We start from the raw sequence: 25,719 nt of genomic DNA, 5'->3' as shown, positions 1-25,719 counted from the left end.
CCCGCAAGCCTAGGTGCCGGTCCGCTCAGGCGGCTGAGCGGTCAGCCGGTCACCCGCCGTTGGTAGAGGTCTGCGCCGGCTGGCAGCACTCGCGACGATCCGACTTGATCAGCGACAGCAGACGCACGTCGTGAAACGCGTCTTTCCAGTAGCCCCATTGCCGCATTACGCCTTCTTCGACAAACCCGAGGCTTGCCAGCAGCCCCGCTGACGCGTGATTATCCAGGTCCGTTGTCGCCTGGATGCGGTTCATCGCGAGCTGATCGTAGGCGTAGGTGATTGCGGCATCGAGCGCTTCGCGCATCAAGCCCTGACGCCAGTACCGGCGCTCCAGTTCGAAGCCGAGACTTGCCGATCGGAACGCGAAGTTGAGCCGGAATCCGCAGGTCCCGATGACGCATCCGCCGTTCGTGGACACGATCGCCCAGCGGATGCCCGTTTGTTCAGCCGTGTCCTGCATGAGCCTCGCCACCACGTGCTCGGCCTGTTCGAAGCGGGTCAGCGGCGCCACGTCGTAGAAGCGCATCACTTCCGGATCGGACCAGATTTCAAAGATGCGCTGCGTGTCGGAAACGTCGAGCGGACGGAGCTGGAGGCGCGCCGTCGCAGGGAGGTGCAGATTGGGAAAGGGTGTGGTCATCCGCACAGGATATCAATCTGTTCCTCTTCAGTGTCACCACTCTGGAAACGGATCGGCAAACTTGCACTTGCGCGCGGTGTCGCTCCATTCGTCGAGGGAAACACGGAATCTTCGAGTCTTCAGTCGGCACACTCCACGGAAGCTTTGCGCGGCGGAGCGCCGTGCCATATCGCCTAACGCGCACGCAGAAGCTTCGGGGGGAGTGTCAATTAGACGGGAGATGAGAAAGCCATACAGCAGGACGCTGCACGCTATTTACTTGCATACAGGTAGCGATTGACTTCTGTAAGCAGCGCCGACTGATACTGTTCCGGCAAACGGCTATCGTCGGCCAGCGACAACAGGAATTCGACCCTGTCACGGAATGACTTGTCGACTTCGTTACGCATCGTTTGGGGCAGATGACTCAGCAACGCCGCCAGCAATTCGCCGATCACCGCAATCCGTGCGCCTTGCTGGATCACCGCGTTGCCGTTGGTTTTGGACAAGGTGGCAAGCAGATCAATCAACTCGTCGTCGCCTTGCTGCCCCTGCGTGGGCTCGACCAGCCCGTTATCTCCGGGCGAAGCTGGATCGATCTCTCGTCTGTCTTGCATGCTGCTGATTCCCCATCAAGATGAAACTGTTTCTATAAAACATACGTTCACCGGCAAAATCGATTCAACTGTTACATAATCGAATCAATGATTTCGGTATTTTTTACCGCATATCCCAATTGCCTATCGGAAGGCTGCAATGCAAAATGGCCCTACCCGGTCGATCCCATATGCCAAGCCCTCTGGCAGGCCCTGACTCCACGATCATGTTTACGACGAACCAGTACAACTCTTAAGCCAATAATATGCAATATGGCGAATTTTACGAGTTAAATTGGGAAATCCTCATATAAGCGGAAATATGATTCGGGATATCCTTACTGCAAATCAGGAAATGCCTACTCCGATTTAACAATATGCGTATTTGATATTCTGCCGGTCACGTGAGCCTTCCAACGTGGAGTGGAACGTTCACCGACACCGTGGTGCCCGCACCCGGCGCGCTGTCGATCCGCAATGAAGCCCCAATCAGACGGGCACGTTCGCTCATGCTCAAAAGTCCATACGAATAGCCGTTGCGCGCCGTCTCCGGCTCGAATCCGCAGCCGTCATCGTTGACGTGCAGATCGAAGCCACGTTCGGTGCGCGTGAGCGTGACATGGACGTGCGAAGCCCGGGCATGGCGGCCCACGTTAGTGAGCGATTCCTGAACGACGCGAAACACTGCGGTTGCATGCGCTTCGGGAAGCACCGGCTCGCTGCCGTTCATACGAAACAGACACGGTATCGTGTTGCGCCGCGCGAAATCTTCGGCAAGCCATTCGAGTGCCGAGGCAAGACCGAAATTGAGTGCGGCAGGGCGCAAATGATTGGCGACGTTGCGCACCATCCAGATCGTCCGGTCGACGAGCACGTGCATGTCGGCCACTTTCTCGAGCAGATCCGGTGCGCTCAAACGCATCTTCAGCAACGACACGTCCATCTTTAGCGCCGTCAGCAGTTGCCCCAACTCGTCGTGGATTTCCAGGGCAATGCGTTTTCTCTCGTCTTCGCGCGTCGCTTCCATGTACGCACCGAACTCACGTAATTTCTCACGCGACTCGAGCAGTTCCTGTTGATTCGCCCTGGTACGCACGCGCTCATCCGTCTGTGCGTTCAGATCATCCTTTGCCCGAGCAAGTTGTGTGGCGAGTTGAGCTACGCGCGCCTCGAGTTCATCGCGGATCAGATGCGAGCAATACAGGTGCGTGCTCAATGCGTTGAGGGCCAACACGACACGGTCGAGTTCGTCGAGCGTCGTGGTGCGGCGGCGTGCAAGCGCGAGCGGGCGCGGGCGTGGCGCTTCGCGATAGTCTCCGCTGCGGGCCGCTAGCGCAATTACGCGCAGATGCCGCACGATAAGTCGATCCGCCGCGCAGGCCACCAGCAACGCCACCGAAAAGATGCCGGCACCCTGGATCGCGAAGAGTTTCGCCGCCGCGCGCGCGAACTCGACGCCAGTGCGGTGATCACGATACAACTGTGGCGCAGTCGAACTCACGGTCACGATGCAGCCAAACGCGAAGGCGACGACATACAGCCTCAGCGCAACGCTGCGACGCAAGCGCTCGACCAGTCGGTACTGTGGGATATCCACGAGCCGTTTCATGCCCGGCCCTTCACGGCCAGTGGAGGTGGCCCGATTGAATTCTGTTGCTTGACCATTCTTCGCGAGAAACACCGGGATATGGCGGAGGTGCCGGCTTAGGGCGCATTGCTACCCTTGAGCACCGGCTCCACGAAACGCACACCCCGTGCCGCGCGCTACGCGCGAACCCGCTTATTCAGCAGCGAGTCCGTGTCTGACCGTATAAAGAATCAATTCCGCATTGTTGGCGAGACCGAGCTTTTGCATGAGCCGCATCTTGTGCGTGCTGATGGTTTTCGCGCTCAGCGCGAGGGTCTCGGCAATCTCGTTGATGCTTGTGCCTGCGGCCAGCATCTGCAGCACCTGAAATTCGCGGTCGGACAGAACCTCATGCGGCGGCGCGTCGCCCGAGTGCGTCTCGAAGATGATCGCGTCGACCAGCTTCGGGTCGATAAAACGACCACCCGCAGCCAGCTTGCGAATCGCGGCCAGCAGCACATCGGGGTCGCTGTCTTTCGTCACATAGCCCGTCGCACCGGCACGCAGAGCACGCGATACGACCTGCGCCTCGTTGTGGATGCTCAGCACCAGCACCGGCAACGCAGGTTGCTCGACGCGCACCCGCCGGATCAGATCGACGCCGCTGATGCCAGGCATCGTCATATCCAGCAGCAGCAGGTCTACTTCGCAGATACGCAGCTTGTCGACCACTTCAGAGCCTTGCGCCGCCTCTCCGGTCACGACGATATCGTCGGTGGTAGCGATAATCTGTTTCAATCCCCCGCGCACAATCGCGTGGTCATCCGCAATCAATATTTTTATCATCAATTTGATCCGCCAGCCGGCGGAATATGTCCGGTCAGCTTGACCTTAACCCGAGATTGCGTGCACGAGTTCCCTGTTAGCCATTGGCGGGCTGCGATCCGGCAATGGTGCGTCCTGCAGAATTTCGTCTGTCCAGTCTGCCAGTTCGAACAGCGCCTGCTCGGTCTCGGCGTCGATCGTTTCAAGGTGCGTCCTGCGCAGTTCCGATAGCGTCTTGTGGAGACGCCGGACTGTCGCAGGCCGGCTATCCATGAGCGGCCAGCAGTGCAGCAGATAAGTCAGCGCGGTCGTGCTTCGACGCTGGCACCAGATATCAAACAGGCGCAGGCAAATCGCGTTGATATGCTCAATCGCATTTTCACGTTCGGACAGGCGAGAAATCATGGTCGCCACCACTGATTGGTTTTCGATAACTGATACTAGGCGGTGCGCCCGACCGGCGCAGTCAGGAAGCGTGGAAATTGCGCGACGGGGACGCTGAACCGAAGGTAAGGAAATCCTTAGGCGGAAAATCCCTACAAGAATTCCAGCAACGCCTGACGCGAAAAGCCCTTTAGCTTCGATCATTTGAAACCGTATACCTGTAGAGACTTGCTGGATCAGCAGACGCCTTGATGTCGAATGAAACGCTGCGGAATTCGAAGTGATTTCTTACAGGAAATGAAGTGAACAAGTTCGTCCACACCATCAGGTTCAAGATCATCGTGTCGCTTGGCGCATGCGTCGCCGTGAATATCGCGGTCGGCTTGTCCGGCGCAAACGGACTGGCCAGATTGAACTCGAACATGAGTGATACCTTCTCCACCGCCGTGCTCCCGATCGCCCAGCTTTCGGATGTGCGCGCCGCGGAGCTGGATATCCGCGCCAAGCTTCGGCGCATGCAGGTGGCCAGGTCGCCTGAAAATGTAGCGAAAAACGCCACGAGCGTCGAGGCCGATCTGGCCATTATCGACAAGCAGTGGTCCTCATACTATCCGGCAGGCGTATCCGGCGACAAGGAACGTGCGGTTGCAGACCAGATCGCGAGTGGCCTGAAGGACTTGCAGGCGCAGACCAACGAAGCCCTTTCGGATTTCAAGGCAGGCAACTTCGATGCCGCCGGCGACGTGATCAACCGGAGCGCCGACGCGGCCGATGCGGTCGCCGGCCTGCTCAGGGATGACTCGCAGATCAACGTAGAGGAAGCGAAGCAGTACTCCGACGACGGCGAGTCGCTGTATAGAACATTGCTGTCGATCGCCATCGTCCTGGTGGGTATTGGTCTCGTCGTTGCAATTGGCGTCTCGGTCTATCTGTTGCGCGTGATCTTGCGACCTCTCCGAAAAGCGATCGACGCAGCAAACCACATCGCCGACGGGCAATTGGACAACCGCATCGAGAGCGACTCACGCGGCGAATTCGGTGAGCTTCTCGACGCGCTCGGCAAAATGGACCGGAATCTTAGCAATACCGTACGCGGAATCAAGACGTCCACCGAATCGGTCAGCGTGGCGGCGCGAGAAATAGCGAGCGGCAACACCGATCTTTCTTCGCGCACGGAAGAACAGGCGGCGTCGCTCGAAGAAACGGCGGCGAGCATGACGCAGTTGACCGAAACGGTAAAGCAGAACGCGGACAATGCACGCCAGGCGAACACCCTGGCAACCCGGGCCACGGACATGGCCGATACCGGCAACGACTCTGTGCAGACAATGGTCGGCACCATCGGCCAGATCAGCAGCAGTTCGACCAAGATCTCCGAGATTACCGGAGTGATTGAAGGCATTGCATTCCAGACCAACATCCTGGCGTTGAACGCAGCCGTCGAGGCTGCACGCGCCGGCGAACAGGGCCGGGGCTTTGCCGTAGTCGCCAGCGAAGTGCGTAGTCTGGCTCAACGCTCGGCCGCAGCAGCTAAGGAAATCAAGGAACTGATCAGCTCATCCGTCACGATGATTCAGGACGGCGCGAAGCAGGCGACCGAAGTCAGCACGACCATGGGACAGGTCAAGCAAGCGATCAAGCAGGTTTCAGACATTGTCGGCGAGATCACGGCCGCATCCGAAGAGCAAAGCCGCGGTATCGAACAGGTGAACCAGGCTGTAGGCCAGATGGACGAAGTCACCCAGCAGAATGCAGCGCTCGTCGAACAGGCGGCAGCGGCGGCCCAGTCGCTCGAAGAGCAGGCTAACAGGCTAAAGGATGCGGTCTCGGCATTCAAGCTGACCGACACCGGGACGTCCGCACCGATCAGGACGATTCCGCAAACCAGGCCCCGCCCGGCGCCTTCACGCGTTGTCACCAGGCATCGGGCAACGCCCGCAAGATTGGCAGATGATCGCCCCGCTACTGCAGACAAACACCCGGACACGGCAGGCGCCGCCACGGCGGATGCGGACTGGGCGACCTTCTAAACCGTTCTCTCAGGTTCTGGTATAGCCCTCGTAAAGCGCCAGAACCTTTAGCGGCGTCGTGCGTTGCACGACGCCGCTTTTTTAACATCTGTGGGGTGCCGGACGGCAGGTCCATGCGGGACCAGACGCGCCCTTGTCACCGCGCGGGCGGCTGCGGGTTGTTCGCCGGATTGGTATCGAACTTCACCACGCTCTCTATCCCGCCAAGGCCGACAAGGGCGTCGAGTTCCGCCTGCAAAGGATCGGCGCGCTCCTTGCTGTAGACCTCTTCTCCATCTACGTAGAGCGTAAAGGATCGCAGATAGCGGGCCTTTTTCTCAGGCTTCTCGATGGTCTCTTTGGTCCAAAGATAGAGTGGATAATTTTCGACGCCGCGTTTTTCGGCCTCACTAACGTAGTCAGCAAACGCATCGAACTGACACTTCAACGACGCGTTGTATTTTCGCAGAACATCGCCAAGCAGTGCGTATGATTGGCTCGCGGGATCGCCGCGCAGGCTCGCCGCAAGCTCAGGGGAAACAGCGATTCTTAGTTGGAACTGCCAGGTATTTTCCATGGCAGGCATTTCAAAGATCGCTCTGCGCGAAGTTCAATTCCACCCCGTTGCCCGCTGGATCTTTAAAGAACAACTGCCGCTGCCCGGTTAACGGCACATCGTCTTGCCGATATGGGATCTTCAGTTCAGTCAGATGTGCTTCGAACCCGCGCAGGTCGCGGCAGGTGAATGCGACGTGGTCAAACGTGTTGGTCACGTTGGGAGGACGTACTTCGTCCGCGTCGGCTTCGGAAAGGTGCAGCACGGCCTCGTCGCCGATATAAAGCCAGTATCCAAAGTTCTGAAACGGCGGCCGGGTGCCGGGTTGCAACCCGACCACCTCGATATAAAAATTGCGCAGGGTATCGAGTACCGCGCGGCTGGCCCGAAGGTTGTAGTGACTGAAGCCTAGAACGGACATGCTGTCTCCTCCCTGGCGAGCCGGTCACAACCTGCACTGGCTTTGCGCCATCCAAAACGGTAGATCGGAGACGAAACTCTATCACTGAGCGGCATGTGACGCGATCAGGCGCCAGACCATCCGCTCGAGCGAGCGACCGGTCTGGGAACAACTCAACTCAAACTCAGGCTTGCGGAGCGGCGCTGTCCGCATCCGTGTCGGACGCCTGTTGCTCGCTGCCCTCGCCTTCTTTCTTCTCAGCGAGCGACTCCAGCGCGCCAGCGCCTTTGAAGCCGGCGACTGCTGCGATGCCTTTTGTCAGCAGACCCGCATCCGGATCGACTTTTTCAGCTGCTTCTACTGCCACGACTGCGCCTGCAATCTCACCTACCGTATCCAGAATACCCATGGCAATCACCGTATATGTTGAAGGTCGATATGAATTCGCTGATGGCAGTTCGCCGCACGCCATCCGCAACGACGATAGCATCTCAGAATGGGCAAAGCTGTAAAACATTGTCAACTTCCGGCGCTTCAGACGCGGCATTGCCGGATCATCGCAAACCGCTAATCGCGTAGCATGCACGCCATCAAATTGAGCAGACCACGCAGTCGCATCGAGATTACATTTTCCATTCGATGTGACACGCCGCGCTACTCAAGTTCGGTCTTGAACAACGCATTCAGCAGGTTCGACGCGGGCCGCTCGGCAAGCCGCGTGAGCGACTCGATCATCTCGACCTGGCAGTCCTGCAGCGGAATCATTCTGATGCGGCGCGATTCGTTGAATTCCGCGGACGCGATCACGCCCACGCCCATGCCCTGCGCGATCGCTTCCTCTAGCGCCTCTCGGCCGTCCACGTACATCACCGGTTCGACCTGCAACGACTGTCGCACCAGTTCGATCTCAAGCAACTGCTGCGTCACCGATTGCGCTTCCCGGAAGATCACAGGCTCCTTGACGAACTCAGCGTAGGTCAGCTTGCGCTTCTTCGCGATTGGACTTGTGGCGGGCACCATCGCGACCAGTGGATCGCGCCGCAATACGCGCGATTCGAGCCGGCTGTGGACCTGCGGCGCGGCGGTAATGGCCGCGTCCACCGCGCTCGATAGCACGCGCTGCATGCACTCGGCTGCGTTCGCGATCGACAGCGTCACCACAATGCCGGGGTACTGCTTGCGAAACGCGCCGATCAGTTTGACCGCGAGGTCAGGCGCGTCCGCCACGAGCGACAGCGTGCCGGAAGCCAGTCCGCCCGCGGAATCGAGCAATTGACGAGCGTCGCGCTCGCAACTAAGCATCTGCCGCGTCACACTGAAGAGGCGCCGTCCAAGCTCGGTCGGCTCGACGCCACGAGGCCCGCGATCGAACAGCTTGACCCCAAAATCCTGCTCGAGCCGCCGCACGTGATCGGAAATGGCCGGCTGCGTCAGCGACAACGCCTGCGCCGCCTTCGAAAACCCGCCGTGCTCCGCGACCGCGTGAAACGCCCGCAATTGAGCGTATTGCATCTGCGCCTCGTCCTCGACTATAAGTTTTGGTGATACACACATCGATTATATCGATTTTACCGATGAACCCGGATTCTGTACTCTGCCAAGCACTGAGATCCTCATCGGACGTCAAGCATGGACACCCCAGTCGACCATTCCGTTACTTCGTGCGCCGCCCCCGCCAAAGGGGAGCCGTATCTGTTGACGCCGGGGCCGCTTACCACGGCGCTCTCGACCAAGGAAGCGATGTTGCGCGACTGGGGATCGTGGGACGGCGATTTCCGCGCGATGACCGCGCTGCTTCGCCGCCGCCTCCTCGAAATCGCCGGCGACACCGCCGGTGACTACGATTGCGTGCCGCTGCAGGGCAGCGGGAGCTACTGCGTCGAAGCCATGCTCGGCAGCCTGGTCCCGCGTGACGGACATGCGCTGGTGCTGGCGAACGGCGCCTACGGCAAGCGCATCGCCACCACGCTTGGCTATCTGGGCCGCCGTTGCACCGTGCTCGACAAGGGTGACTATCTGCCGCCGCGCGGCAGCGAAATCGAGCGCATGCTCGACGCCGAACCAGGCATCACACACGTTGTCGCCGTGCACTGCGAGACCAGCTCGGGGATTCTCAACCCGCTCGAAGAAATCGCTGCGTCCACAGCAAAGAAAGGCCGCAAGCTGCTGATCGACTCCATGAGCGCGTTCGGCGCAGTGCCGCTCGATGTGCGGCATCTGCAGTGCGAAGCGTTCGTTTCGTCGGCAAACAAGTGCATCGAAGGCGTACCGGGCTTCGGCTTCGTGATCGCGCGCAAGAGCGCGTTGCAGGAGGCGAAGGGCCGCAGCCATTCGCTGAGCCTCGACGTGTACGACCAATGGGACGTGATGAACCGCACTGGACAGTGGCGCTTCACACCGCCCACGCACACCGTCGCGGCATTCATCGAGGCGCTCAGGCTGCACGCCATCGAAGGCGGTCAGCCTGGCCGGCTGGCACGCTACGCCAACAACCGCGATGTGCTGGTCGCCGGCATGCAGGAACTCGGCTTCGAACCGCTGCTCGACGCGCACTGGCGCTCGCCGATCATCGTGACGTTCTTTGCACCCGCGGATCCGGCGTTCCGGTTTGAGCAGTTCTACGAATTGATGAAGCAGCAAGGTTTCATCATCTACCCGGGCAAGCTGACCGTGGTGGACAGCTTCCGCGTGGGATGCATCGGTCAGGTGGATGCGGATGTCATGCGACGCGTCGTCGTAGCGAGCGCTCAGGCGTTGCGCACGATGGGCGTGGAGCACGCCGCGCCCCCGGCCGCCGCGCTCAAAGAACGCCACCTGCTCGCCGAACAGGTTTGAAATCGACGGCCCAGACTCTTCTCAGGATGCGACATCAATGAAACACGTAAAAGCAGTGATCTTCGATTGGGCCGGAACCGTGGTCGACTATGGTTCGCTGGCGCCGATGGGTGCGTTTGTCGAGACATTCGAACAGTTCGGCGTGTCGATCACCATCGACGAGGCGCGCGGGCCGATGGGTATGGCCAAGCGTCCGCATATCGCCGCGCTGATGGCCCTGCCGAGGGTGTCGCAGGCGTGGGCCGACAAATACGGCCGCGCGCCGACCGAGCGGGATATCGACGCCGTCTACGACGTCTTCGTGCCGAAGAACATCGCGGTAGCCGCAAGCTATAGCCAGGTGATCCCGGGCGTCGCGGAAGTCACGACGGCGCTGCGTTCTGAGGATATCCGCATCGGTACGACGACGGGCTACACGCGCGAGATCATGGCTGAGATCACGCCGGGCGCTGCTGCGCAGGGGTTTTCACCCGATAGCCTCGTTTGCACCGGCGATACGCCGGAGGGACGTCCTTCGCCGTACATGATCTACAAGACGTTGCCGCAACTCGGCGTATGGCTCGCGAAGAATGCGATCAAGGTCGACGATACCGAAGTGGGCATCGAAGAAGGCATCAACGGCGGAACGTGGGCGGTAGGCGTGGCCGTGAGCGGCAATGCGTTCGGGATGGCCGAAGCCGATGTGAAGGCGCTGGCGCCTCAGGAATTTGCCCAACGCCGCGCCGCGGCAACCCAACGCTTGAGCAATGCAGGCGCACACTATGTGGTCGACAGCGTCGCCGATCTGATGCCGGTGGTGTACGACATCGAGGCAAGACTGGCGCGCGGGGAACGGCCTTAAGAGTTCGTGAGGACGCCTGAGGTCCATTAGGCACTCCGCATCAGTAACAAAGCCCGCCTGGATAACCCAGGCGGGCTTTGTCGTTTCGATGTCCGCTATCTGCAAACCGCAGCTTAGAACTTATGACGGATACCGATCATGCCCATAGCCTGTTTGTTGGTGGACGCATCGTTACCGAAGTCGCCCATCGACGCCACCGCTGCGACCACGTCGCCCGACGATGCGCTGATCGTATTGCCCGATGCCTTCTGATAACCGGCCAGCGCATAGATGTCCGTATGCTTCGACAGGAAGTAGTCGGCGCCGAAGCTGAACTGGTTATACGACACCGTCACGTTGTTGCCGCTGCCCTTCGTGTAGTCGTAGCCCACACCAAGAACCATCGCCGGTGTCAGCTGATAGTTCACGAACGCCTGGCCCGTGTTGAACTTCGTGTTGTTCTGGTCACCGAAAGAAGTCGTGTAGTTGTTGTACTGCACGTTGCTATACGAAACGCCGAACGTGAAATTCCGGAACACGTAATCGCCCGCGGCGCGGATGATCTGCATCGAGTTCGCCGAGACGAACCCACCAGAGATCGCTTCTGAATCCACCGCAAAGCTGGCTGCATCCGGGTTCAGGCCGTCGAACGATGCTGCCGTGCCGTGATCGCTATTGGCGTGGAAGTAACCTGCGGCGAAACCGAACGGACCGTGGTTGTACGCGAGAGCCGCCGCGTAGGTCTGGCCACTCGCGGTGCTGCCAGGCACACCACCGAACGCGTACATCGCCGAACCCTGCAGACCTGCGTAGTTCGGCGTGGTGTACTTGATCGAGTTGTTGGTGCGATAACTATTGTCGTAGTTGTCGATGTCGCCCGGCGTGGCGAAGGTCGGACCGAAGGTGTCGTCGTTCGTCAGCGGCTGGATCAGGTCGATCAGCGGATCGTACTGACGGCCGAGCGAGATCGTGCCGGTGTTGTCGCCCGTCAAACCGACCATCGCGGTACGGCCGAAGATGCGCGAACCCTGGCCGAGACGGCCATTGTCGATGTTGAAGCCGCTTTCCAGCTTGAAGATGGCCGACAAACCGCCGCCCAGATCTTCCGTGCCTTTCAAGCCCCACAGGTTAGGCGAAATATTGCCTGCCGCCATCTCGAAGGTCCCACCCGAATGGTTGGTGCCCTGCTGGTTGCCGAAGTACGCAATGCTCGTATCGAGCGCGCCGTACAAGGTGACGCTGCTTTGCGCATGGGCGATCGACGTCATGGCTGCGAGAGACGCGACCGCAAGAATTGTTTTTTTCATGAAAATTTATCCAATTAAAGATATTGGTCTCGATTTACTATCCTGCGAGGCGATTCGCAAACCGAAGGCTATTGCGCTCAAAGCCTGTACTTTCAACTCGACATTAATGTCCGGATAACAGCTGGTTGATTTTTACAGACCTGATCGACTACCGCGGCGCAAATATATCTGATGGTTTCATGATAAAAAACAGACCCATATTGAAATTCTATCTTTCAGCAACCTGAAAGGATTGGGAACCCCACGCAGAAGGGACCTCCGGTTTTTTTCCATCTCCTGCGCAGCGATTTATTTGGCAGGTGTTGGATGATTGCCACATGTGAATACTTCGTCTGGAACCGAATCTCGCGCCGCGAAATCTCGTTCAGCAAGCCGTCATTTTGATCGCGTATTTAATACGTCACATGCACTCTGAAAACTCGAAAGACGTTATCAGATACGCGCTTTAGTTTTACCGATCTATCGCGCAGAAAAAGTCGCTCTACGCACCGACGCGTGGCGTCCACAGTCGGTTGGCGATAAAAAATGGCGACGCTAGAATCGGTCGACGGGGAGTCTGGCAGGCCAGCCAGTTCACACGTTGTCGAGGAGCTAACGTGGAAGTCAAGTGGATCGAGGATTTCATCGCGCTCGCGCAGCACCAGAGCTTTTCGCGCGCGGCGGAAGTGCGCAATGTCACCCAATCCGGGCTCAGCCGGCGCATTCAGGCGCTGGAACAGTGGATCGGCGCTGAACTGATCGACCGCAGCACCTATCCGCCCACGCTCACGCCCGCTGGCGCGTTGTTCCGCGAAGCCGCTGAGGACATGTTGGGCAAGCTGTTCGACACGCGGGCGATCATCCGCAGCGAGCAGCGCATGCCCGGGACCGGATTGCAGATCGCCGCCGGCCACGCCATCTCCGTTGGCTTTGTGCCGGACTGGCTGCGCTCGCTGCAAAGCCGCTTTAGCGGACTGCGTGTAAGGATTGTCCCGACCAACGTCCACGATTCGATTCTGATGCTGGTGAACGGTAACTGCGAGCTGATGCTTGCTTACGAGCACCCTGACCTGCCCCTGCATCTCGACGCCACGCGCTATCCTCACCTCACCGTCGGACACGACGTCTTCCTGCCCGTCTGCGCACCCAGCCAGCGCTCGACACCGTCGTTCCGTCTTCCAGGGACGCCGGGCCGTCCCTTACCGTTGATTGGCTATAGCGCGACCACCTACTTTGCCCGTTGCCTGCACCTGCTGCTGCACAGGGCGACCAAAAATCCAGCACTGACTCCGCACTTCGAATCAGATATGGCGGATGTGCTAAAGAAACTCGCGCTTAACGGCGAAGGCATCGCCTGGCTACCGCGTAGCCTGATCGAAACAGAGTTGAATAGCGGCACGCTCGTGACCGCCGGCGACCGTACGTGGCAACTCGATCTGCAATTGCGCCTCTACCGCGATCGCAACAACGAGATGCCTCTCGTGAAGGACATCTGGGAATACCTGGAGTCCCGCATCGAGGCTTGAGGCACGCCAGGGCTCCTTTCGCGATATCTATGCGGCTGCCGCATAGTGCAATGTCAAGCCCGCATCACGTTCATTTTTTTCGTCTCTAGTATCCGTCCAAGTCTTCTCATCACCGCGATTCGGTCGCGCGAGAAGGCGATATGCACGCTTTTGTATAGGAAGCCGTGCGGAAGCGGATGTTCGTCCTAGTCGACGAAAAAAAGGACAGCTATGAAAAATCGCCTTACGCTTTATATCGCCGTCGGCATGGTGCTCGGCGTCGCAGCAGGCTACGTGTGTCACGCCGGCGCCCCCGATGCTGACTCGGCAAAAACCCTGGCCGGCTATTTCTCGATCATCACGGATATCTTTCTGCGGCTGATCAAGATGATCATCGCGCCGCTGGTTTTCGCCACGCTCGTTTCCGGACTGGCTGGCATGGAGAGCGGTCAGGAGGTCGGGCGCATTGGACTGCGTACGGTCGGCTGGTTTATCTGTGCGTCGCTCGTGTCGCTCGCCCTCGGATTAGTACTCGCCAATGCTCTGCAACCGGGCGCAGCGCTGCACATGGTGGTGAGCGGCAGCGACGTGAACACCGGCCTCAATACCGCCGCGTTGAACTTCAAGGACGTCATTACCCACGCGTTTCCGACCAGTCTGCTAGATGCGATGGCGCGCAACGACATCTTGCAGATACTCGTGTTTTCGCTGTTCTTCGGCCTGGGGCTAGGCGCGCTAAAGCACGACGCACGCGTAAAGGTGGTTGTGCAGGCAATCGACGGCATGGTACCCGTGATGCTGCGACTCACCGATTACGTCATGCGCGCTGCGCCGTTTGGGGTGTTCGGTGCGATCGCGTCCGCCGTGACGCTGCGCGGCCTGGGCGTATTGCTTACTTACGGTAAGCTGATTGGTTCGTTCTACCTGGGTCTTCTGCTGCTGTGGACGCTCCTGATTGGCGTGGGTTACCTGTTTCTGGGCAAGCAGATCGGAGGCTTGCTCAAGGCTGTGCGCGAACCGGCCATGCTAGCGTTTTCGACCGCCAGCAGTGAAGCGGCCTATCCCCGCCTGACCGAGCAACTCGAGAAATTCGGCATCGACAAGAAAGTAGTTGGATTTACGCTACCGCTGGGCTACGTATTCAACCTCGACGGGTCTATGATGTATCAATCGTTTGCGGCAATTTTCATTGCCCAGGCCTTCGGTATCGACATGCCGCTGTCGCAGCAGATCTTCATGCTGCTAGTGTTGATGCTAAGCAGCAAGGGCATGGCGAGCGTGCCGCGAGGGTCGGTTGTGGTGGTCGCAGCTGTGGCACCGCTGTTCCACTTGCCCGCCGAGGGGGTCGTATTGGTCCTCGCGATCGACCAGATTCTCGATATGGGACGCACGATGACCAACGTGATCGGCAACAGCGTGGCGACTGCCGTGATCGCAAAATGGGAGGCGCGCCGCAGCAGCAGCGAAATTGTCGCTCCCACCCCGCAGTTTGAACAACTTCAGAGCGAAGTCCAATGACAGCAAGGAAGTTAGCTAACAGGCGGGTGTTTGGCGTGATCGGCGGGCTTGGGCCGCTCGCCGGCGCGGATGTACTTTTCAAGCTGATTCAGGCAAGTCCCGCGCATAGTGATGCGGAGCACTTCGACGTCCTGTTCGAACAGCGTCCGTTTCGCAATGCAAGCCCATCTCGCGCCGCGACGACAGAGCGGAAGCTGTATATCTTCGACATGATCCGCGATTTCGAAAAGCGCGGCGTCACGAGTGTTCTTCTGCCTTGCTTTTTGAGCCACACGTTCATCGATGAGTTGCAGGAGAACACGTCGGTGCAGATCGTCGACATGCTGGATGCGCTGCGTTGCCATGTAGCTCGCTCGTTTCCATCGGCGCGGCGCGTGGGTGTATTGACCTCGGACTACATTCGCGACGAGGGGCTTTTTGAGCGGTACTTCCGGGCACCGGAGTTCGAAGTGCTGCATCCGCGTCAGCGTAGTTCAGCTGATATGGATCCCGTCACCGAAGCTGTCTATGGCGAGGCTGGGATCAAGAGCGGCAACCTTGGTGGACGGCCCGTCGAACTATTGCGCGAGGCGTGTCAGGAACTGATCGCGCAGGGGGCGGACGTGATTTTGCCTGGGATGACTGAAATTGGTCTCGTGTTGAGTCAGATTGCGGCGCTGGATGTCCCGATCGTCGATTCGAACCTGGTGTACGCGCAATACGCGTCTGTAGGGCAATCCTTTAGCCACAACAACCGTGCGTTCAAGGTTGGTGTGGTGGGTGGTGTCGGTCCTGCTGCCACCGTTGACTTCATGCAAAAGCTGGTGCGTAGCACGCCGGCGACGCGTGATCAGGAACACATCAAACTGCTCGTTGAACAGAACCCGCAGATTCCGGATCGCACGGAGAATCTGCTGGGTGGCGGGCAGGACCCGACGGTGTCGTTGTACGCGACGTGCAAGAAGCTGGAAGCGGGGGAGGTCGACATTATCGCCATCCCTTGCAATACCGCTCATGCGTTTGTCGAACGGATACAGCCGTATCTGAACGTACCGATCGTCAATATGCTGACGGTGAGCGTCGAATATCTGAAGCTGGCGTTTCCCGATCTGCGTGAGGTTGGGTTGCTTGCTACTACTGGGACTATCAGGAGTGGGGTCTATAAAAAAGCATTCGAGGCGCGTGGGCTGAGGCAGATCGTTCCGAGCGATGATCTGCAGATGCGGGTGATGAATGCGATTTATGGGGAGTGTGGTGTTAAGGCGGGGTTTACTACTGGCGAGTGCCTCGACGATATTCGCGCAGCTGTCGATGAACTAAGCGGGCGCGGCGTTGAGGTAATTCTTCTTGGGTGTACTGAATTGCCTTTGCTGCTGCCTGAGGCGAAGATATATTCGGGTGGCGGTCGGGCTGTGAGGCTTGTGGATCCGACTGAAATCCTTGCACGGCGCTGTGTGGCTTATGCGCGTGGGGAGATGGGGGTGGTGCGGGCTTAGGGTGGGAGAGCCATAGGGGATTGAGTATCCCCCGGACAATGGCTCGCCAGGAACATCAAGCACCGCCCACGCCCCGCTCATCGCCCCAAAAACACGTCCCTGTAAGCGCCATAAATCGACAGCAGCGGCAATGCGGTCAACAACGGCGTCAACACCAACGCACGCAACATCAGCGGAACCATCGGTGCGAACAGCACGGCCACCGTCATCGCCGCGAAGTACATCACCATCACCGGCCAGTTGCGCGCCGCGCCATTCAGACTTGCGAGCATTGCTCCGTGCGGCGTCATGTTGTGCAAGATCACCAGAGCCGGGGCAAAGCAGGCCGAAGCAATCGCGACGGCGAAAATGGACACCCCCAGCAGCGATTCGAGCGCACCGCGTACGCCATGGTCGCCGCCAAAGCTGATCGAGACGTTATGCACCCCACTCGCCGTAACCGACACGTTCAAAGACAGATGGAACGTTGCCAGCAGAACCACATAGCCGATAGCAACGATCGCCGCCCCATACAAACCGATCAGACATAACGCGTTGCTGCGCCGAATCAGCGCCGCAAACGTCTCGCGCAGCGACACCGGTTGCCCCTTGCTAGCGCCGTCCTGCACGAACATCAACCCACCCATCACGAGTGGCGCCAGCAGCACCGCCACTGGATACAACTGCGGCACAAACCCCAGCAACGTCGCGAGATCGGCGCAGACCAGCAACACGCTAAGCCACAGCACCGGTTGCATGCTCGCGACGCGCACGCCACTCCTCAGCCAATCGGAAATATGCAGAGGGTTGACCTCCCTCCCACCGGAAAAAGGTAGTCCCGACAGACGATGAAGACGCGTTTGCTTAGAAACGTCGCTCGGAAAATCGATGTTCATGACAGTTTCCTCAGTGAAAACGAAGCGTTGTTATTCGTACTCCTACAAACTGAAAATCAGGTTCATCGCCATCCGGGTATTGCCTCTTCTTTCCCCAGCATCCACGGGTATCGTCCTGGCCTGCTGTTACTGCTAATCTACGGATCATTGCGGACAAAGGTTGTCCGCATCTACGAAGGGCGACGCCGAAATGTTGCAAAACTCCACGAGACTGTTGCGTCTGCTGGGGATGCTCAGGAGTTCCCCGTCGTGGCACGGTGCCGTGCTGGCCGAGCGCCTTGGCGTCACCGAGCGGACCGTGCGTCGCGACGTCGACCACTTGCGCGGTCTGGGCTACCGGATCGGCGCGACGCCGGGGCCGGATGGCGGATATAGCCTGGAAGCGGGGACCACCCTGCCGCCCTTGCTGTTCGAGGAGGACGAAGCACTGGCCGTCTCGCTGGCGCTGCGAACGCTTGCTGCTAGCGGTGTGGAAGACGTCGAAGAGTCGGCGCTCTCCGCCCTCGTCAAGCTGGAGCATTTGATGCCTCCAGGCCACAACCGCAAGGCGAGGGCTTTTTTCGCATCTATCCAGAAGTTGGCCCAGACGGGCCCCAAGGTCGACCAGGCCGTGCTGGCTACGCTAGCCGGCGGGTGTGCGGACCACGAGCAATTGCAATTCAACTATAGGGATGGCAAAGCCCAGGTCAGCCAGCGCACGGTCGAACCTCAAGGCCTGGTCAACGCGGAGTCGCGGTGGTACCTCGTTGCCTGGGACGTCAGCCGGGCAGACTGGCGCACATTCCGTGTCGACCGGGTAGTTCCGCCGATTTCGAGCGGAGCGCGTTTCGAACCTCGTAATGGGCCGGACAAGGGTGATCTGGCTGCCTATGTCTCGCGCTCGGTTTCAACGGCGGCTTACCCGGTGCGCGCCAAGGTGATCCTTCACGCGCCGATGCAGGCGCTCGCCCAAAGCATCTGTCCACTCGTAGGGCAACTGGCACCGCTCGATTCGCAGCGCTGCATCGTGCATACGGGAGCGCATGATCTGCACACGATCGCATCCTGGCTGTGCACGCTGGAAGTCGAATACGATATCCAGGAGCCTCCCGAGCTTTTAGAGTTCCTGCGATCAATGAACGCGCGCATCGACCGGACTTTGGGACGAGCCATAAAAGCAGCACATTAGGGCACGACGGCCATTACGCGCCCAGGTCGCCCGCAACGAGTCCGCCAGCACTCGCTAATCTCACGCTCACCTATCCATTTCGCATCTATCCATCAGATGCCTTCAGGATTTCCCTGGCGCGTAGTTCCTCAATCCTGAATCCTGACCAACCAGACAACTTTGGCATGCTTCGTGCGTTCAATCGCCGCCTACATGCATAGCGTGCGCTTAACCTGACCAACTGGTCGACATTGGGGCGTGAGCGCACTCGAAGCATGCAGCCTGTGCAATCTAGCGGTGCTTCTGCCAAGGACTGAAGAGACTTGCACGGCAGCAGTCATCGTAAATATTAATAACGGTAAGGATTCGATCAGATGATAACAATTAGGCATCCAAATGAAATAGCTGGAAATAAGTGGATGGCTGCCGTGAAGCGCCATTGCAAGCTTGCTGCCCTGATCGCAGCGCTCATGTCGGTCAGCCTCTTCGTAGTTCAAACAGCCAGGGCCGACGAGTCTACCGACCCGACTCTCGCGGAAAGCGGCACCATCGTCCCCAATACCGCAACGCAACTGGCCGCCGCGTCTCCCTATCTATCGTCATGGTTTCATCAGAGTCTCGGCGTGATCGGTTCGAAAAACATCCGCTTCGGACCTTATGAGACCAACGACATGTATCTGGAGTACGAGTACTTCGGCAGAAAAGGCCCGTTCGACCTATACGGGTATATCGATGCACCAAAGGTGTTCGGAGTAGGCAGTACGCATGACACCGGCATGTGGGACCGCGGCTCTCCCCTGTTCAGTGAGCAGGAACCGCGCGTATCGATCGACGACCTCGTCGGCAGGCACCTCGGTTTTGGTCCGTTCAAGGAATGGTATCTGGCGTTCGACTGGATCTATGACGAGGGCTACAACATCGGCGGCCGTCAGAACACCCTGTATAGCGGCATCGGCACGGATATCGACACGCACACGCCGTTGATCCTGTCCGCAAATCTCTACGTGCGCAGGCAATGGGAGAACTACGGTGCGGCGAATGAAAACTCGTGGGACGGCTATCGCGCCCAGATGAAATACATCTATCCGCTCGGAAGCTTTCATGGCGGCAATCTGACGTACGTCGGCTTCTTCAACTATGACTTCGGCTCGAAGCTGCGCGAGGAGACCGGCGGCACCAGCCGCACGGACACGGCCTTCGTCGAAACGAACGTGCTGCTCTATTCATTCACGCACTGGCGCTTCTGGGCCGCAGCCCGGTACTTCCACGATGGCGGCCAATGGTCTGGTAGCGATCTCGACTTCGGGAATGGCCCGTTTGCCAACCGCGCGACCGGTTGGGGTTATTACGCGAGTGTCGGCTATCAGTTCTGATCGTATGCTGCATGATCCGGCGCGATCGACGATCGCACCATGAGCGAAATCGCAGACGCCGGACAAGTTTGAACAACCCATTAGGAATACAGATCTCATGTTGAAGACGAAATTTCTACGGATGCTCGCCGGACTGGGACTCGCCGTGTCGCTGGTTGCCGGCGTGCATGCCGCCGGGGACAACGCGCATCACCCGCGCCCGGTCAAGGTTCTGATCATCTCCATGTTTGGACCGGAGGGCAAAGTGTGGCTGGACCACCTCGGCCCGATGGAGAGCATCCAGGTGCCGGGGCTGTCCCCCGACTATCCCGAAGTCCACTGCACCCACGACGGCGTCTGTGTCCTGACGACCGGCATGGGGCACACGAATGCGGCGGCGTCGATGTCCGCGCTCGTGTACTCGAAACAGTTCGATTTGCGCAAGACGTACTTCCTTGTATCCGGTATCGCCGGCATCGACCCGGCGCAGGGCACCCTCGGCTCAGCCGCATGGGCGCGCTACCTGGTGGACTTCGGCATTCAGTGGGAACTGGATGCACGTGAAATTCCGCCAGGTTGGAAGTCCGGCTACCTTGGCATCAATACCAAAAGCGAAAATGAAAAGCCGCCGCTGGACTACCGCACCGAAGTGTTTCAACTGAACGAGGCGCTACTGCAAAAGGCCTATGGTCTTTCGCGCGACGTGACGTTGACAGACAGCCCGCAGGCTGCAGCGTATCGCGCGAAATACTCGAGCGCGCCCGCCAATCAACCCCCCAGTGTCATTCAGTGTGACACCCTCGCGGGCGATACCTGGTTTTCCGGGAATGCCATCGGACAGCGCGCTCGCGACTGGACCAAACTCCTGACCGACGGCAAGGGCGTGTACTGCACGACGCAGCAGGAGGATAACGCCACTTTCGAGGTCATCAAACGCGCGGCATCTGCCGGGCTTGCCGACACGCAACGTGTGGCGGTATTGCGCGCCGGCTCGGACTTCGACCGGCCTCCGCAAGGCGTATCGAACGTCGACAACCTGCTCGATTACCAGAATCAGGGAGGCTTTGTCCCGGCGTTGAACAACCTGTATCTCGCCGGATCGCCGCTCGTGAATGCGATCGTCAAGGACTGGCCGCACTGGAAAGACGGCGTGCCGGCCAACTAAATTCGAGGGGAACCACGTGGATATTGTCCGCAGCCTTTGTGGCATGTTGATATTGCTGTTGATCGCCTATTTGCTGTCGAACAATCGCGGCGCGGTTCGGCCGCGCACCCTGGTCGCCGCGCTTGCGACCCAGTTGGCAATCGGTGCACTGGTGCTGTTCGTACCCTTCGGACGCACTGCCCTTGCGGCAGCCGCTGCAGGAGTCAACCGGGTGCTCGAAATGGGCAACCATGGTGTGTCGTTTATCTTTGGCGGTCTGGTCGACAACAAGATGTTCGAGCTCTTCGGCGCGGGTGGCTTCGTATTTGGGCTACGTGTGCTGCCCATGATCATCTTCGTGACAGCACTGATCGCAGTGCTTTATTACGTCGGGATCATGAAGTGGATCGTCACCGTCGTCGGCATCGCGCTGGAAAAGTTGCTCGACGTGAGCCGCATTGAAGCCTGCTCGGCGGTTGCAACCATCTTCCTCGGTCAAAGCGAAATGCCTGCACTGGTAAAGCCGTTCGTCCGGCAGATGACCAGTGCCGAGATCTTTGCTGTGATGTCGAGCGGCATGGCTTCCGTTGCGGGTTCTGTGCTCGCCGCGTACGCCGGCCTCGGGGTGAAGATGGAGTACCTGCTGGCCGCGTCGTTCATGGCGGTCCCAGGCGGCCTGTTGTTCGGCAAGCTGCTGTATCCCACTGTCGAGCCGAGCCAGACGGCGATAGAGGGGCTCGATTTCGACGAGAAGGGTTCGACCAACGTCATCGAAGCGGCCGCCTCTGGCGCAACCATTGGCCTGAAAATCGCCATCAACGTCGGAGCGATGCTGATTGCGTTCATCGGACTCATCGCGCTCGTCAACACGTCCGTCGGAGGCATCGCGGCGCTGTTCGGCTTCGCACATGTGACGCTTCAGGGTCTCATCGGCACGCTTCTGGCGCCGCTCGCCTGGTTGATCGGCGTGCCGTGGCACGATGCGCCGCTTGCCGGCAACTTTATCGGGGAGAAGCTGATTCTCAATGAGTTCGTTGCCTACGGCGACCTCTCCCCGTACCTGAAGGACAGCGTCCAGGTCGCCGCGGCGGGACTGCAGATTCTCGATCCGAAGACGATTGCGATCGTGTCGTTCGCGCTGTGCGGCTTTGCGAATTTCTCTTCGATCGCAATTCTGGCTGGGGGTTTCAGTGCGGTGGCGCCTGAGCGACGCTCTGAAGTGGCGCGACATGGACTGCGAGCGCTTACGGCGAGTACGTTGTCGAATTTGATGAGCGCTGCGATTGCGGGGTTGTTCTTTTCGTTGCACTGAGCGGGACGGGGCATAATCTCCGGGCGCAATCCGTCAACGGAGTTCGACAATGGTGCAGGCCTTCAATCCGCCCGAATTATGGTCGCCGTTTGGCGCGTTCTCGATGGCCGTCATCCAGGGTGACGGCCATATCGTGCACCTGAAAGGTCAGATCTCGCTCGACAGAAACGGACAGGTGGTGGGCCACAACGATATGCGCGCGCAGACGCGCCAGGTGCTGGAGAACATCCGCGATGTTTTAGCGGTCATGGGTGGACAAATGGCCGACGTGATATCACTGGTGCACTACGCAACGGATATCGATGCGTTCATGGGTACAGGAGATATCCGCAAGGAGTTTTTCGCCGCACCGTTTCCTGTCACCACCACGGTTCAGGTTGAGCGACTGTATCGTCCGGAACTGATGATCGAAATCGCCGCGATTGCGGAAATTCCGCGGGAGAGGTTTCGGCACCCCGCTTCCGACACGCCTTGACCTTGACCTTGCCCGCTATTTGACGAACCCCGCCAGCCCCAACACCGCACCCACCGCAACCAGCCAGATCGGGTTGAACCGCGTGCGATAAGCGACGACCACCGTCACGATCGTCAACACGGCACGACCGATATTGACGTCGATTTCCCGAACGAAAACGTAGGATGCGCAAGCGAGCAGACCCACTGTCCCAGGCGCGAGACCACGGCGAACCGCCTTCACAACAAGTGAATCGTTGCGCCGTTCGACCCAGCCGCTCACAAAGTAAGCGAGCAACGCGGACGGCACGATCATGGAAATCGTCACGACCAGCGCGCCAGCCAGCCCGGCTGCCTGAAAACCGATCAGCGAGACCGCCATGCCATTAGGACCCGGCGCCGCCTGCATGGCCGAAAAGAACGTGACGAACTGCTGGGCAGTGAGCCAGTGACGCGTATCCACTGCGTAACGTTGAATATCGGCCAGTGTGGAGTTCATCCCGCCCACGGCGAGGACGGACCACAGCGCACTGTGGAGCGCGAGATCGGTCAGTCTGGAGGTCATCAGGCTTACTCCGCGCGAGGCTTCGTTGAAGCCTCGGCGCGCAGCGCACGCCACATCAGCCACGAGCCAAACGGGCCAAGCACCGCGAGAACCAGCAGCAGTGGCAGCTTCAGCAAGCCGACCGCGACAAACATCGCGACCACCAGTACCAGGTTCCGAAGGTCACGTGGCAAGCTCACAAGCAGCTTGAGCACCGTCGCAATCACCAGACCCGTCGCTACAGGCATCAAGCCTGCGAGCAGGTGTGTCGTAACGGCCGCGTTACCCCAGCTTGCGTAAGCGTAGCCGACGCCTACGGTGATGATCGTAGGGGCAAGGTAAAGCCCGCATACACCCGTCACCGCGCCGAGTGCGCCGTGATACTTCCGTCCGATGATGGTGGCGATGTTCGATACGTTCGGTCCAGGCAGGAGCTGTGCCAGTGGTAGCACTTCGGCGAACTCGCGATCAGTCAACCAGCCACGGCGCTCGACGAGCATGCGGCGCGCCCAGGGCAACACACCGCCGAAGCCAGTGAGCCCGATCATGAAGAACGCACCGAACAATTCGCCTAAAGTCGGCTTAGGCGAAGCGAAGGGCGCGTCGGCGCGCGGGCCGGAACGTTGGCTATTTCCATCATCGGAGATCGGTGCGTTCATTGGACATTCCACTCAGGGCGGTTTGTTTGCGGTGCGGGAGATAATAGCAACGGCATATTCCGTGCCGCAGCGACGCAGATCACACTGAATCCGCAATGTAATCGCGCAACCATCGATGCGCAGGATCGCGATGGGAGCGCTCATGCCAAAGCATGGCCATCTCGTAGCCAGATACCTCCAGCGGCGGCTCGACCACGCGCAACGTTGACGTATTGCGAGTCAGGCGCGATGGCAACATCGCGACGAGGTCTGTGCTCGCCAAAACCGACATCATGAAGAGAAAATGCGGGACCGAAAGCACAACCCGGCGTGACATTCCTGCTTCTGCAAGCACTTCGTCGGTAACGCCACGGAACCCGGCGCCGTCCTGCGACACGATTACGTGCTCAAGCTCGCAGAATTGCGCGAGCGTTGGCCGCCGCTTCAGGCGCGGATGTCCCGCACGACCGACCAGCACGTACCGCTCCGCAAACAGCACCCGGCGATGCAATCCGGCGGGTGACCCCTCGCTGGTATGGAAAGCAAGATCGATCTCCCCCCGTTCCGCTTGTCTGGCAATGCGCGACGGAAACATCTCCACAACCGCCAGCCGGGTGCCAGGGGCCGCCGAGCGCAAGCCGGCCAACACCGGCAGCAGGATCGTCGATTCCCCGTAGTCGGCCGCGGCGACGCGCCACGTATGACTCGCCGTGGCGGGATCAAAGGGGCTGGCTGGGGCGACTGTTCTCTCCAGTGCTTCAAGCGCCTGCCGCAAAGGCTCGCGCAGCGATTCCGCCCGCGCGGTGGGCCGCATGCCGCGCGGCCCCGGCAACAGCAGTGGATCACCAAAGATATCCCTTAGCTTGGCGAGATGTACGCTGACCGATGGTTGCGAAAAATTCAGCCGCTCAGCTGCACGCGTCACGTTGTGTTCCGAGAGCAGGACATCCAGCGTGACTAGCAAGTTGAGGTCCAGCCGCCTGAGATTATTCACGGTAATACCTGTGATATTGGAAATTCATTTCCAATATACCCGACCGAGACCTATCCTGCCTCTCTTTGCAATGGAGGCCAAGTCATGAATATTCTTCTCGTGTATGCCCATCCCGAGCCTCGATCATTGAATGGTTCGCTCAAGGACTTCTCGATCAAGCGTCTTGAAGATGCGGGGCATACGGTACAAGTATCAGACCTGTACGCAATGAACTGGAAAGCGTCGCTCGACCAGGACGACAGCATCGATCGGCCAGCCGGTACGCGTTTTGATCCGTCGCATGAGTCCAGACTTGCGTTCGAGAGCGGTAGGCAGAGTCAGGACATTGTCCTGGAACAGAACAAGTTGCGCTGGGCGGATGCACTCATCCTGCAGTTTCCGCTGTGGTGGTTCTCGATGCCGGCGATCCTGAAAGGCTGGGTAGAGCGCGTCTATGCGTATGGCTTCGCGTATGGAGTAGGAGAACATTCCAATTCTCACTGGGGCGATCGCTACGGAGAAGGTTCGATGACGGGCAAGAGGGCGATGCTGATCGTCACCACTGGTGGATGGGAATCGCACTACGGCCCGCGAGGTATCAACGGACCCATCGACGACGTGTTATTCCCGATTCAGCACGGGATACTGTATTACCCCGGCTTCGACGTGTTGCCGCCGTTCGTCGTCTATCGGACCAGCCGTATGGACGACGAACGGTTTTTGGAAACCTGCGACAAACTCGGACAACGTCTCGACGACCTTTGGAATACGAACCCGATACCGTATCGCCAGCAGAATGCAGGCGAATACGACATTCCCGAATGCACGCTTCGACCTGAGATTGCTCCTGAACAGGTCGGCTTCGCCGCGCACATCGCGTAGAAGT

The 25,719-nt window shown here is 59.2% G+C and carries 25 protein-coding genes and 1 pseudogene; 12 read left to right on the top strand and 14 right to left on the bottom strand.

Going from position 1 to position 25,719, the window contains the following annotated elements; translation table 11 throughout:
* Window positions 1-49: 49 nt before the first annotated feature.
* From P3T17_RS09360 to P3T17_RS09340, 5 genes and pseudogenes are all read right to left on the bottom strand, one after another.
* The gene (locus tag P3T17_RS09360) at window positions 50-640 is read right to left on the bottom strand and encodes a GNAT family N-acetyltransferase (protein ID WP_429406199.1); all 591 of its coding nucleotides are present in this window, start codon (window positions 638-640) and stop codon (window positions 50-52) included.
* Window positions 641-891: 251 nt separating this feature from the next.
* A complete protein-coding gene (locus P3T17_RS09355; RefSeq protein WP_074267096.1) occupies window positions 892-1,236 on the bottom strand; it encodes a hypothetical protein in 345 nt (114 codons plus the stop codon).
* Window positions 1,237-1,615: 379 nt separating this feature from the next.
* Window positions 1,616-2,293, bottom strand: a pseudogene (locus P3T17_RS09350) (sensor histidine kinase); the annotation flags it as partial.
* A gap of 702 nt (window positions 2,294-2,995) precedes the next feature.
* On the bottom strand, window positions 2,996-3,628 hold the full coding sequence (locus P3T17_RS09345) for a response regulator (RefSeq protein ID WP_429287290.1): 633 nt from the start codon (window positions 3,626-3,628) through the stop codon (window positions 2,996-2,998).
* Between the two features lie 45 nt (window positions 3,629-3,673).
* Window positions 3,674-4,195, bottom strand: a complete 522-nt coding sequence (locus tag P3T17_RS09340) for a hypothetical protein (protein WP_429406197.1) — start codon at window positions 4,193-4,195, stop codon at window positions 3,674-3,676.
* Window positions 4,196-4,293: 98 nt separating this feature from the next.
* Between P3T17_RS09340 and P3T17_RS09335 the strand changes: the two genes are divergently transcribed.
* Window positions 4,294-6,021: a methyl-accepting chemotaxis protein gene (locus P3T17_RS09335; RefSeq protein ID WP_429406195.1), complete on the top strand. Its 1,728-nt coding sequence runs from the start codon at window positions 4,294-4,296 to the stop codon at window positions 6,019-6,021.
* A 136-nt stretch (window positions 6,022-6,157) separates the two neighbouring features.
* On the opposite strand, the gene P3T17_RS09330 is transcribed toward P3T17_RS09335, so the two are convergent.
* The 4 genes from P3T17_RS09330 to P3T17_RS09315 form a co-directional block, all read right to left on the bottom strand.
* Window positions 6,158-6,577, bottom strand: a complete 420-nt coding sequence (locus P3T17_RS09330; RefSeq protein ID WP_429406193.1) for a hypothetical protein — start codon at window positions 6,575-6,577, stop codon at window positions 6,158-6,160.
* 10 nt (window positions 6,578-6,587) lie between these two features.
* A complete protein-coding gene (locus P3T17_RS09325) occupies window positions 6,588-6,977 on the bottom strand; it encodes a VOC family protein (RefSeq protein WP_074267093.1) in 390 nt (129 codons plus the stop codon).
* A gap of 163 nt (window positions 6,978-7,140) precedes the next feature.
* Window positions 7,141-7,365, bottom strand: coding sequence for a hypothetical protein (locus P3T17_RS09320; RefSeq protein WP_074269277.1), 225 nt, complete (start codon window positions 7,363-7,365; stop codon window positions 7,141-7,143).
* Window positions 7,366-7,610: 245 nt separating this feature from the next.
* Window positions 7,611-8,468 carry a LysR substrate-binding domain-containing protein gene (locus P3T17_RS09315; protein ID WP_074267092.1) on the bottom strand — a complete coding sequence of 286 codons (858 nt, stop codon included), beginning with the start codon at window positions 8,466-8,468 and terminating at the stop codon, window positions 7,611-7,613.
* Window positions 8,469-8,585: 117 nt separating this feature from the next.
* Here P3T17_RS09315 and P3T17_RS09310 point away from each other — a divergent pair, with 117 nt between their 5' ends.
* The gene (locus P3T17_RS09310; protein WP_429406191.1) at window positions 8,586-9,791 is read left to right on the top strand and encodes a 2-aminoethylphosphonate--pyruvate transaminase; all 1,206 of its coding nucleotides are present in this window, start codon (window positions 8,586-8,588) and stop codon (window positions 9,789-9,791) included.
* Window positions 9,792-9,828: 37 nt separating this feature from the next.
* Window positions 9,829-10,632 carry a phosphonoacetaldehyde hydrolase gene (gene phnX / locus P3T17_RS09305; RefSeq protein WP_074267090.1) on the top strand — a complete coding sequence of 268 codons (804 nt, stop codon included), beginning with the start codon at window positions 9,829-9,831 and terminating at the stop codon, window positions 10,630-10,632.
* A 113-nt stretch (window positions 10,633-10,745) separates the two neighbouring features.
* Here phnX and P3T17_RS09300 read toward each other — a convergent pair whose 3' ends face one another.
* The gene (locus P3T17_RS09300; protein WP_074267089.1) at window positions 10,746-11,918 is read right to left on the bottom strand and encodes a porin; all 1,173 of its coding nucleotides are present in this window, start codon (window positions 11,916-11,918) and stop codon (window positions 10,746-10,748) included.
* Window positions 11,919-12,514: 596 nt separating this feature from the next.
* On the opposite strand from P3T17_RS09300, the gene P3T17_RS09295 reads away from it, so the two are divergent.
* The 3 genes from P3T17_RS09295 to P3T17_RS09285 all read left to right on the top strand — a co-directional run bounded on the left by P3T17_RS09295 (window position 12,515) and on the right by P3T17_RS09285 (window position 16,395).
* Window positions 12,515-13,423 carry a LysR substrate-binding domain-containing protein gene (locus P3T17_RS09295; protein ID WP_429287296.1) on the top strand — a complete coding sequence of 303 codons (909 nt, stop codon included), beginning with the start codon at window positions 12,515-12,517 and terminating at the stop codon, window positions 13,421-13,423.
* A 210-nt stretch (window positions 13,424-13,633) separates the two neighbouring features.
* Window positions 13,634-14,920 (top strand): dicarboxylate/amino acid:cation symporter, encoded by a 1,287-nt coding sequence (locus P3T17_RS09290; RefSeq protein WP_429406189.1) that lies wholly within the window; start codon window positions 13,634-13,636, stop codon window positions 14,918-14,920.
* Complete coding sequence (locus P3T17_RS09285) at window positions 14,917-16,395, top strand: aspartate/glutamate racemase family protein (RefSeq protein ID WP_429406187.1); 1,479 nt, start codon at window positions 14,917-14,919, stop codon at window positions 16,393-16,395. Before P3T17_RS09290 ends, P3T17_RS09285 begins: the two co-directional genes overlap by 4 nt.
* A gap of 77 nt (window positions 16,396-16,472) precedes the next feature.
* Here P3T17_RS09285 and P3T17_RS09280 read toward each other — a convergent pair whose 3' ends face one another.
* Window positions 16,473-17,270, bottom strand: coding sequence for a BPSS1780 family membrane protein (locus P3T17_RS09280; RefSeq protein WP_429406185.1), 798 nt, complete (start codon window positions 17,268-17,270; stop codon window positions 16,473-16,475).
* 190 nt (window positions 17,271-17,460) lie between these two features.
* On the opposite strand from P3T17_RS09280, the gene P3T17_RS09275 reads away from it, so the two are divergent.
* The 5 genes from P3T17_RS09275 to P3T17_RS09255 all read left to right on the top strand — a co-directional run bounded on the left by P3T17_RS09275 (window position 17,461) and on the right by P3T17_RS09255 (window position 22,700).
* On the top strand, window positions 17,461-18,438 hold the full coding sequence (locus tag P3T17_RS09275; protein ID WP_429406184.1) for a helix-turn-helix transcriptional regulator: 978 nt from the start codon (window positions 17,461-17,463) through the stop codon (window positions 18,436-18,438).
* Between the two features lie 398 nt (window positions 18,439-18,836).
* Window positions 18,837-19,790 carry a nucleoside-specific channel-forming protein Tsx gene (locus P3T17_RS09270; protein ID WP_429406182.1) on the top strand — a complete coding sequence of 318 codons (954 nt, stop codon included), beginning with the start codon at window positions 18,837-18,839 and terminating at the stop codon, window positions 19,788-19,790.
* A gap of 97 nt (window positions 19,791-19,887) precedes the next feature.
* The gene (locus tag P3T17_RS09265; RefSeq protein WP_429406180.1) at window positions 19,888-20,934 is read left to right on the top strand and encodes a purine-nucleoside phosphorylase; all 1,047 of its coding nucleotides are present in this window, start codon (window positions 19,888-19,890) and stop codon (window positions 20,932-20,934) included.
* Between the two features lie 16 nt (window positions 20,935-20,950).
* On the top strand, window positions 20,951-22,225 hold the full coding sequence (locus tag P3T17_RS09260) for a NupC/NupG family nucleoside CNT transporter (protein WP_429406178.1): 1,275 nt from the start codon (window positions 20,951-20,953) through the stop codon (window positions 22,223-22,225).
* 49 nt (window positions 22,226-22,274) lie between these two features.
* A complete protein-coding gene (locus P3T17_RS09255; protein WP_429406176.1) occupies window positions 22,275-22,700 on the top strand; it encodes a RidA family protein in 426 nt (141 codons plus the stop codon).
* 15 nt (window positions 22,701-22,715) lie between these two features.
* Here P3T17_RS09255 and P3T17_RS09250 read toward each other — a convergent pair whose 3' ends face one another.
* The 3 genes from P3T17_RS09250 to P3T17_RS09240 form a co-directional block, all read right to left on the bottom strand.
* On the bottom strand, window positions 22,716-23,243 hold the full coding sequence (locus P3T17_RS09250; RefSeq protein ID WP_429406174.1) for a chromate transporter: 528 nt from the start codon (window positions 23,241-23,243) through the stop codon (window positions 22,716-22,718).
* Window positions 23,244-23,248: 5 nt separating this feature from the next.
* On the bottom strand, window positions 23,249-23,881 hold the full coding sequence (locus P3T17_RS09245; RefSeq protein WP_429406172.1) for a chromate transporter: 633 nt from the start codon (window positions 23,879-23,881) through the stop codon (window positions 23,249-23,251).
* 79 nt (window positions 23,882-23,960) lie between these two features.
* The gene (locus P3T17_RS09240; RefSeq protein ID WP_429406170.1) at window positions 23,961-24,854 is read right to left on the bottom strand and encodes a LysR family transcriptional regulator; all 894 of its coding nucleotides are present in this window, start codon (window positions 24,852-24,854) and stop codon (window positions 23,961-23,963) included.
* 84 nt (window positions 24,855-24,938) lie between these two features.
* Between P3T17_RS09240 and P3T17_RS09235 the strand changes: the two genes are divergently transcribed.
* Window positions 24,939-25,715, top strand: coding sequence for an NAD(P)H-dependent oxidoreductase (locus P3T17_RS09235; RefSeq protein WP_429406168.1), 777 nt, complete (start codon window positions 24,939-24,941; stop codon window positions 25,713-25,715).
* The last annotated feature ends 4 nt before the right edge of the window (window positions 25,716-25,719 follow it).

Source organism: Paraburkholderia sp. GAS82 (assembly GCF_050436285.1).
GTDB classification, from domain to species: Bacteria; Pseudomonadota; Gammaproteobacteria; order Burkholderiales; family Burkholderiaceae; genus Paraburkholderia; species Paraburkholderia phenazinium_B.
The sequence above is the reverse complement of the archived record's forward strand: the minus strand, read 5'-3'. Positions and strand labels throughout refer to the sequence as shown.

Coding starts and splice junctions, on each gene's coding strand:
- P3T17_RS09315 (WP_074267092.1), bottom strand. CDS start 8,468: ATGCAATACGCTCAATTGCGGGCGTTTCACGCGGTCGCGGAGCACGGC.
- P3T17_RS09275 (WP_429406184.1), top strand. CDS start 17,461: ATGTTGCAAAACTCCACGAGACTGTTGCGTCTGCTGGGGATGCTCAGG.
- P3T17_RS09330 (WP_429406193.1), bottom strand. CDS start 6,577: ATGGAAAATACCTGGCAGTTCCAACTAAGAATCGCTGTTTCCCCTGAG.
- P3T17_RS09280 (WP_429406185.1), bottom strand. CDS start 17,270: ATGAACATCGATTTTCCGAGCGACGTTTCTAAGCAAACGCGTCTTCAT.
- P3T17_RS09340 (WP_429406197.1), bottom strand. CDS start 4,195: ATGATCGAAGCTAAAGGGCTTTTCGCGTCAGGCGTTGCTGGAATTCTT.
- P3T17_RS09355 (WP_074267096.1), bottom strand. CDS start 1,236: ATGCAAGACAGACGAGAGATCGATCCAGCTTCGCCCGGAGATAACGGG.
- P3T17_RS09325 (WP_074267093.1), bottom strand. CDS start 6,977: ATGTCCGTTCTAGGCTTCAGTCACTACAACCTTCGGGCCAGCCGCGCG.
- P3T17_RS09255 (WP_429406176.1), top strand. CDS start 22,275: ATGGTGCAGGCCTTCAATCCGCCCGAATTATGGTCGCCGTTTGGCGCG.
- P3T17_RS09245 (WP_429406172.1), bottom strand. CDS start 23,881: ATGAACGCACCGATCTCCGATGATGGAAATAGCCAACGTTCCGGCCCG.
- P3T17_RS09310 (WP_429406191.1), top strand. CDS start 8,586: ATGGACACCCCAGTCGACCATTCCGTTACTTCGTGCGCCGCCCCCGCC.
- P3T17_RS09265 (WP_429406180.1), top strand. CDS start 19,888: ATGTTGAAGACGAAATTTCTACGGATGCTCGCCGGACTGGGACTCGCC.
- P3T17_RS09285 (WP_429406187.1), top strand. CDS start 14,917: ATGACAGCAAGGAAGTTAGCTAACAGGCGGGTGTTTGGCGTGATCGGC.
- P3T17_RS09290 (WP_429406189.1), top strand. CDS start 13,634: ATGAAAAATCGCCTTACGCTTTATATCGCCGTCGGCATGGTGCTCGGC.
- P3T17_RS09360 (WP_429406199.1), bottom strand. CDS start 640: ATGACCACACCCTTTCCCAATCTGCACCTCCCTGCGACGGCGCGCCTC.
- P3T17_RS09270 (WP_429406182.1), top strand. CDS start 18,837: ATGGCTGCCGTGAAGCGCCATTGCAAGCTTGCTGCCCTGATCGCAGCG.
- P3T17_RS09300 (WP_074267089.1), bottom strand. CDS start 11,918: ATGAAAAAAACAATTCTTGCGGTCGCGTCTCTCGCAGCCATGACGTCG.
- P3T17_RS09345 (WP_429287290.1), bottom strand. CDS start 3,628: ATGATAAAAATATTGATTGCGGATGACCACGCGATTGTGCGCGGGGGA.
- P3T17_RS09320 (WP_074269277.1), bottom strand. CDS start 7,365: ATGGGTATTCTGGATACGGTAGGTGAGATTGCAGGCGCAGTCGTGGCA.
- phnX (WP_074267090.1), top strand. CDS start 9,829: ATGAAACACGTAAAAGCAGTGATCTTCGATTGGGCCGGAACCGTGGTC.
- P3T17_RS09250 (WP_429406174.1), bottom strand. CDS start 23,243: ATGACCTCCAGACTGACCGATCTCGCGCTCCACAGTGCGCTGTGGTCC.
- P3T17_RS09235 (WP_429406168.1), top strand. CDS start 24,939: ATGAATATTCTTCTCGTGTATGCCCATCCCGAGCCTCGATCATTGAAT.